The organism is Phenylobacterium sp. RIFCSPHIGHO2_01_FULL_69_31, from assembly GCF_001824475.1.
GTDB lineage: Bacteria > Pseudomonadota > Alphaproteobacteria > Caulobacterales > Caulobacteraceae > Phenylobacterium.
This window is the reverse complement of the sequence record NZ_MHXN01000030.1, coordinates 1-6,510: the sequence shown is the minus strand read 5'-3', so window position 1 is coordinate 6,510 and position 6,510 is coordinate 1. Positions and strand designations below refer to the sequence as shown.

The 6,510-nt window shown below is 71.1% G+C and carries 6 protein-coding genes and 1 pseudogene; 1 reads left to right on the top strand and 6 read right to left on the bottom strand.

The features are described 5' to 3' along the window. The 6 genes from A2790_RS15370 to A2790_RS15345 all read right to left on the bottom strand — a co-directional run. On the bottom strand, positions 1-649 hold a 649-nt coding region (locus tag A2790_RS15370; RefSeq protein ID WP_293393347.1), incomplete at its 3' end, for a class I SAM-dependent methyltransferase. Positions 650-820: 171 nt separating this feature from the next. Continuing rightward, on the bottom strand, positions 821-2,809 hold the full coding sequence (locus A2790_RS15365; protein ID WP_293393345.1) for a ParB/RepB/Spo0J family partition protein: 1,989 nt from the start codon (positions 2,807-2,809) through the stop codon (positions 821-823). 62 nt (positions 2,810-2,871) lie between these two features. Beyond that, on the bottom strand, positions 2,872-3,795 hold the full coding sequence (locus A2790_RS15360) for a toprim domain-containing protein (RefSeq protein ID WP_293393343.1): 924 nt from the start codon (positions 3,793-3,795) through the stop codon (positions 2,872-2,874). A gap of 56 nt (positions 3,796-3,851) precedes the next feature. Beyond that, on the bottom strand, positions 3,852-4,793 hold the full coding sequence (locus tag A2790_RS15355; protein ID WP_293393341.1) for a ParB/RepB/Spo0J family partition protein: 942 nt from the start codon (positions 4,791-4,793) through the stop codon (positions 3,852-3,854). A gap of 4 nt (positions 4,794-4,797) precedes the next feature. Beyond that, positions 4,798-5,547, bottom strand: a complete 750-nt coding sequence (locus A2790_RS15350) for a ParA family protein (protein WP_293393340.1) — start codon at positions 5,545-5,547, stop codon at positions 4,798-4,800. Positions 5,548-5,571: 24 nt separating this feature from the next. Beyond that, on the bottom strand, positions 5,572-5,838 hold the full coding sequence (locus tag A2790_RS15345) for a hypothetical protein (protein WP_293393338.1): 267 nt from the start codon (positions 5,836-5,838) through the stop codon (positions 5,572-5,574). A 347-nt stretch (positions 5,839-6,185) separates the two neighbouring features. On the opposite strand from A2790_RS15345, the pseudogene A2790_RS15340 reads away from it, so the two are divergent. Next, positions 6,186-6,510: pseudogene (locus A2790_RS15340) on the top strand (hypothetical protein); the annotation flags it as partial.

The window sequence follows — 6,510 nt, the reverse complement described above, 5'->3', positions numbered from 1 at the left end:
GCTCCAGATGCTGGAACGGGGGATTGAGGACAGCGGCGTCGAAGCTGCCGGCGGCCGGCAGGAGATCCTTCAGGTGAACGGCGTCGTGGCTGACGCGCGCCGCCGCGGGGAACAGGCCCTCCAGCAAGGCCGTGCGATGGGACGCGATCTCGTTGAGCGTAAGCTCGACCCCGCAGGCCTCCGCCAGGATCGCGATCAGGCCCGTCCCCGCCGAGGGCTCGAGCACCCGGTCGCCGGGCCGCACCTGCGCCGCGGCGACGGCGACGGCGGCCAGGACTGGGGGCGACGAGAACTGGTCGAGCGCCACCTGCTCCTCGCTGCGGCGCGTGTGGGTGGGGGCGAGCGCCGTCAGGTTCGCGAGCAGCGCCACGATCTCGGCCGGCGCGTCCTCCAGCCGCCCGAGCTGCGGAGCCAGGCGGCGAAGCTGCAAGACCAATGCGGCCTCCACCGCGTCATAGGCGTCGCGCCACAGCCAGGCGCCCTCGGCGTCCGTGCCGCCGAAGGAGGTGGTGAGGGTGGCGGCGACGTGGCGCCGGTCGAGCGGCCGCGAGCGGTTGAGTTGCGCCGCAAGCGCACGGGCGGCGGCCAGGGTGTTCACGGCCTTGTCGCCTGCCGGGGCGGCGCCGAAGAGGGGAAGCGGGGCGTTCATCGGGCGGTCCTGATCGCCGGCGGCGGAGGGCGCTTCCCTCCTCTCCCGCGGGCTCGCAGGCCCCCTGCCCTGCCCTTCTCCTTTGGCCGGCGGCGTGCGGCGCCAGACCAAGGTGCAAGTAAACGCCCCACCGGCGGTGCCGATGGGGCGCAGGATCAGCCGCAGGCCCGATCAGGCGGCGGCTTGTTGGCCGTCCGAACCGACGGCGAGGCCGTCGACTTCGTCCGGTCCCGGCTCGGCGTCAGCGACAGCCTCCTCATCGACCACCTCGACGGGCGCCGCGGCGGTCCAGGAGAGCACCGAAGGCGCCCATTGGCGCTCGGCGGCCGCCTCGGCGACGAACGCCACCAGCTCGTCCTTCTTGAGGGTCTTCACCCGCGGATCGTCGACGCCCATGTCGTCCAGCAGCGACAGCAGCTGCTTCTTGGGATGGACCGAGAGGAAGTCGACGTCGGGCGTCCAGTGGGCGGCGATGTCGGCCCCGCACAGCTCGGCGATCTCCGCCGCCTCGGCTCGCGCCGCGCGGCGAAGGCTGGTCGTCCGCTCTTCCCGGACGTTCAGGCTGATCGCCACGAGTTCGGCGAGCAGCGCCATCCGCTCCCCGTGCGGCAGGCTTTCGACCCACGAAATGGGGCGCAGTCCCGACGCCAGGTAGGCCGCGCGCCGCTGATCGAGACGCGTCCGCACCTCGCCATCCAGCGCCGGAATGGCGGGGGTCTGGCCACGGCGGTAGCCGGTCGCGGAGATCACCAGGGCCGACTCGCCCTGATAGACCGGGCCGTGCAGGGCCAGATGCTTGAAGAGCTGGGCCACGAGGGCGACGAGCGCAGCGCCCGGATTGTCCGCCAGGTCGCGGATCAGGGCGCGGGTGGCGACGTCGGTCCGGGTCTCGTGAAGGACGTGGCTGGCGCCCTCCACCTCGACCTCGATCGTCGGCACGTCGATGTCCGGCGCGGCCGGAGCGGCGATCTCGTCGTCGTCCGTCTCTTCGTCGAGGCTCTCCTCGGCCTCATCGACCGCAACCGGCGTCCCGAAGAACTCCGCCTTCACGCCCGTGCCGCCGTCGGGGGCGAGCAGCACCGCGCCGAGGGCGAGTCGCTTCAGGGGCGCCGCCGCGACGTCCATCTTGGCCATCAGCGCCGGCAGGATCTTGGCCGGCGCTTCGTCGGCCGCGAGGTCCTCACCGTCCAGCGCTGCCACCGCTTCGGCGGCCGCCCGCCGCGCCTCGGCCAGACGCGTCTTGGCCGCCTCATCCAGGTCGCCGACGTAGACGTAGGGCAGGGTCTCGAAACCTTCCGGGGCGCGGTAGCCCGTGTCCCGGCCGATGAACACCGCGAGCCCGGCCGCCTTGAACGCATCGACCAGCGGCTGAACGCGGCCGCGCCAGAGATCCTGCAGCATCTCGGGATCGAGCAGCCGCTCCGGCATCTCGCCGAAGAGGTCCGTCTCGACCCGGCCGCCCGCCGCCGTGTAGCGGTCGAGGCCCACCAGGGCAAAGCGCTCATCCTCGCTGGTGACACGGTCGGTCGCGAGCGCCTGGTGCAGCTGGTACTCGTGGAAGTAGCCCTGCAGCGCGGTCGCGGCGAGCTCGCCCTGGGTCTTCCGGTCGGGCAGCCGAGCGAACAGGCGCACCTGCTTGAGGCTGAGGTTGCCTCTCCGGTAGGCCTTGAGCACGTCGCCATGGACGTGGGCCAGCGCCTCCAACCGCTTGATCTCCAGCTCGTCATAGCCGAGCGCGCCGGCGATCGAGGCGGTGTCCATCTTCTTGCGCCGCATCTTGCCGATCGCCTCGATGACGTCGGCCATGTGGACAGGCGCGCGCTCGACATTGGTCAGCATCGCCGCGGCCGCCTGGGCCTCCTTCGTCTCGAAGAGCTCGCACTTGACGGGGAAGCTCGCCTCGAGCCGACCCGACTCCAGCAGCACCTGAAGGGCGAAGAGCCGGCGGCGGCCGTCCAGCACCATGTAGGGCTTCTCGCCCTTGCGTCCGGGCCGGATCGCCAGAGGGATCACGACATTGGCCGCCGCGATGGTCTCGGCGAGCTGCGGCACGCCCTCGTCGGCGGGCGTCTTGAAGCGGATGTTCTCGGGCGCAAGCGCCAGGTCCTGCAGCGGCACATGCACCTGGGTTGCGGCGGGCGTGGTGGTGACGTCGGTCATGGGGTCGGTTTCCAGCGCCTTGAGCGAGGGCCATCCTGCCCTTGGGCGCACCCTCCCCCGCCCTACCCTTCCACTTTTTGGCGCTGCCGCCGGACCGGCTCCACAGCCGGCGCCGCGTCGTTCCAGTCGCCATGGGGACGGGGCGGCAGCAGGATCCGGGTCCGGATTCCCGCCTGGCGCAGCGCCTCGGAGAGCTCGCGCGCGGAGCGCTCCCCGTCCTTGCCGCGATCGGCCGCGATCCAGACGCTCCGCACGCCGTCGGGCGCGCGCCAGGACCTGAGGTTGCGCGTCGACATCAGGGCCCAGCCTGGGCGGCCGAACCGTTCCGCCGCCGATAGGACCGTGAAGACGCCTTCCCCCACCAGGAGGTCGGGCTCCACCGGGTTGAGCCGCACCGCCGAGCTGGGCGCGATCACGCCGACCGTCTTGCGGGGCAGGCGAAGCCGACGCGTCCGCTGCCCGTTCGGATCGAGGTAGGTGATCTCGACGGCGGTGAGCTCGCCGTCCGGTCCGCGGATGCCGGCGAGCAGCGCCGGCCGCGTCGGCGCACGGGGGCGATAGGCCGAGATCGGCGCCGCGGGATGGTGCCGCAGCGCGTCGGGACCGGGCGCCTCCCGCCGCACCCGCCGCAGCCGCAGGTGCGTCTCCGACAGGCTGCCGGCCACGGGCCGCGCACCATCCCAGAGCCGCCGCGCCGCATCGATCCGTTCATGGTCGGAGGGCTCCGGACGGCCCGGCCGTAGGCCGGCCGCCACGGTCAACCCGGTTGGCCGGTTCAGGTCGTCGATCAAGTTGCGGGCGCGAAGATCGTCCAGGATCTCCCGCCAATCCGCCCCGTTGAAGGCATGGACGAGAACCCGGCCGTCCACCAGGCGCAGCGACACGGACCGATCATGGGCGCTGTGGCCGGGCGCCGGGACATTGGCGCGCGAGCCGCGGGCATAGAGGTCGCCGCCCAGGGCGGCCACGATGCTGTGCAGGGACATGGGAGCCTCCTTCCGTCTCGCCCATCGGGCTCTCCTGCCGCGCCCTCCCCCGCCCCTCAGCCGTCCAAAGTCACCGCGAGGAGCTTCACCGTCGCCGCTGGAACCCGCTCGGCTACGCCGTCGAATTCCACCCAGATCCCGTCGGCGACGCTGGGACGGTCGAGCAGGAGGCGCCCCTGGCGGCGACCCACCTGCACCCGCACGACCGTCTGTCCTGTCGCCGCACCCGCCGCCGCGGACGGCGCCGCCACGACCGGATGCTCCGCAACGACGTCCCGCGGGGCGGGGGGCCGTGCGGCCTTCGGTTCGGATGACCGGGGTGTGGGCTGCCGCGAGGGTTTGAGCGTCGCGGCGAAGGCGCGCGCGGCCGCCTGGGTGATCTGGGCAGGCTCGCGCTCGGCCAGCCAGGCCTGGGTCCGGCGAGGGTCCGCCTTCCACGCCCCCCAGATCTCGTAGAGGGTTCGCGCCCCGAGCCCGTCGGCCCGGGCGCGAAGCTCGGCCGGCATCTGCGGCACGGCGGCGTAAATGGCGATCAGGTCCTTGCCGCGGCCAAGCCGGCGGGCGATCTCCGCCTGGCTCTTGCCGAGCGCCAGCAGCCGGGCGACGGCCTGGGCCATGTCCGCGGTCGAGAGCGGCGCGCGCTGCTCGTTTTCAATGAGCTGGTCGGTCAGGGCGTCGGCTTCGTCGACCTCGCCCGCCTCGACCACGGCGCGGATTTCAGCAAGGCCCGCCAGCCGCGCGGCGCGGAACCGGCGGGCCCCGTAGCGGATCACATAGCGCCCGGCTTCGTTCGCTGGACGCACCACGATCGGCTGCTTCAATCCCCGCGACTTCAGGGTTTCGGCGAGCGCCGCCAGTTCGTCGGGGTCGAAGGCCTGGCGCGGGTTGGCTGGGTCCTCGTCGATCAGATCCAGCGGCAGGCTGAGGACCGTGTCGGCGGCGGCGCCCAGCGCAGCGCTGAGGTCGGCGAAGGTGTCGAGGAAGCCGGATTCTGCCATCACTTCAGGCCGGTAAAGCATCCAAACGGGACTTGATGGTGGCCAGCACGCCACGGATCTCGCGACCGGCGTCCTGCGCAGCGGTCTTCTTCAGCGACCACACCGGCTGGCGAAGGTCGAGCGCCTCCGCATAGCCCTGGCGCTGGGTCAGGACCGCTTGGCCGGGAAACATGATGCGGGCGCCCTGCTCGCGCAGGAGGCTGGTGAGGTTCTCCCGCTGCCGAGGCGAGTTGCTCTGGAATCGGGACGGAAGCAGGCCGAGGAAGTCGATCGGCCGACCGGCCCGGGCCGCCTTCTCCACCGTCGCCTTCTGCGCCCAGAGCTGTTTGACGCCCTGAAGGGCGTAGGTTTCCAGGTCGATGGGCGAGACCAGGCTGCTGGCCACCATCAGGGCGGCGTAGTTGCGCCCGCTCCAGGTGGGCGGGGTGTCCAGGACCGCATAGTCGAACCGGTCCGCCAGGGCCGTGAACGCCGTGCGGTAGTTGAGGACGGCGCTCGCGAGGGCTCCATCGACCCGGTCCAGGCCGCGGTCACCCGCGAACAGCGTGACGCCGGTCGCGTCCTCGAGCGACGGCGGCGCTTCGAAGAAGAGCAGGCTGCTCGGCCCGACCTGGCGGGTGTTGGCCAGGCTGTAGCTCGCATTGCCCTGCGGATCGAGATCGACGAACAGCACCCGCGCGCCGGCTTCGGCCAGAAACCAGGCGGCATGCACGGCGAGCATCGTCTTGCCGACGCCCCCCTTCTGATTGTTCACGACGAGGGTCTTCACAGCGCGACGTCACCCGTCCGAGTCATCGTCCCAGGGCGCGCCCGAGCGATAGCCGCCGCCGCCAAACGCCAGGAAAGGGGCGGTGATGACGAACAGCAGAAGCGCCAGCACACCCCGGCCTGCGCCGCGAACAACGGCGCCGGGCCGGGGAAGGCTGGCGAGCCCGAAGCGGTAGAGGCCGCAGAACAGGGCGACGCCCAGCGCGACCCAGACCCAGAAGTAGGTCGCCAGCAGGTCGCTGACCTTGTTGTCGAGCAGGAAGCGTTCGAGGTCCATCCGGCGGCTCCAGAGGCGGGCTCACCGATTCTGAGTGCTTCGGGCCGGGCATTGCAACCTTGAGCGGAAACGCTTCTGCTATGCCCCCTTCCCTCCCCTTCGACTTACAAAAACGACCGCTGCGAACGCAGCGGGTGATTTCTAGATTCGTAGATTCAGATTCAGAGCGAGAAGTACGGAGGAATCTCAGTAGCTTAGCAGAACCGTCCTGACTGCGCGGGGGCAAGTTCCTGACCGGACGGGGGCCTGATCCTGACCGATCGGGGGAGCTATCCTGACCCTTGGGGGGCATCCTGACCAATTGGGGGCGCCGGGCCAACCGGCGAGTATCCTGACTTGTGTTTTGAATGAAGGTCAGGAAAGCTGCGGCCGTCAAGGTCCTGAGATTCTCTGTGGAAGCCAGCGCCGACATCGTTGTCGAGGAGCCGACGGCCGAGGGCGAGCCAGGGCGCGCCATGCGCGTGGCCCATGCCCTGCGTGCGCGCGACGGCGATGAGTTCGCCAAGCCAGGCAATCTCGTCGAGGTCCGGTTCGTCAAGGGACAGTCCCTGAGCCTGACGGCGTCTCGACTTCTCGCCTTGATGATCCTGACCGCCGGCGGCGACGCCTGGCGGCCGGTCGCGCACAAGATGCGCAAGTCGGACATCCGCCGCGGCCACAAGGGCAACGAGC

Excerpts from the sequence above, each read along its gene's own strand:
- A2790_RS15365 (WP_293393345.1), bottom strand. The coding sequence starts at position 2,809 with ATGACCGACGTCACCACCACGCCCGCCGCAACCCAGGTGCATGTGCCG.
- A2790_RS15360 (WP_293393343.1), bottom strand. The coding sequence starts at position 3,795 with ATGTCCCTGCACAGCATCGTGGCCGCCCTGGGCGGCGACCTCTATGCC.
- A2790_RS15355 (WP_293393341.1), bottom strand. The coding sequence starts at position 4,793 with ATGGCAGAATCCGGCTTCCTCGACACCTTCGCCGACCTCAGCGCTGCG.
- A2790_RS15345 (WP_293393338.1), bottom strand. The coding sequence starts at position 5,838 with ATGGACCTCGAACGCTTCCTGCTCGACAACAAGGTCAGCGACCTGCTG.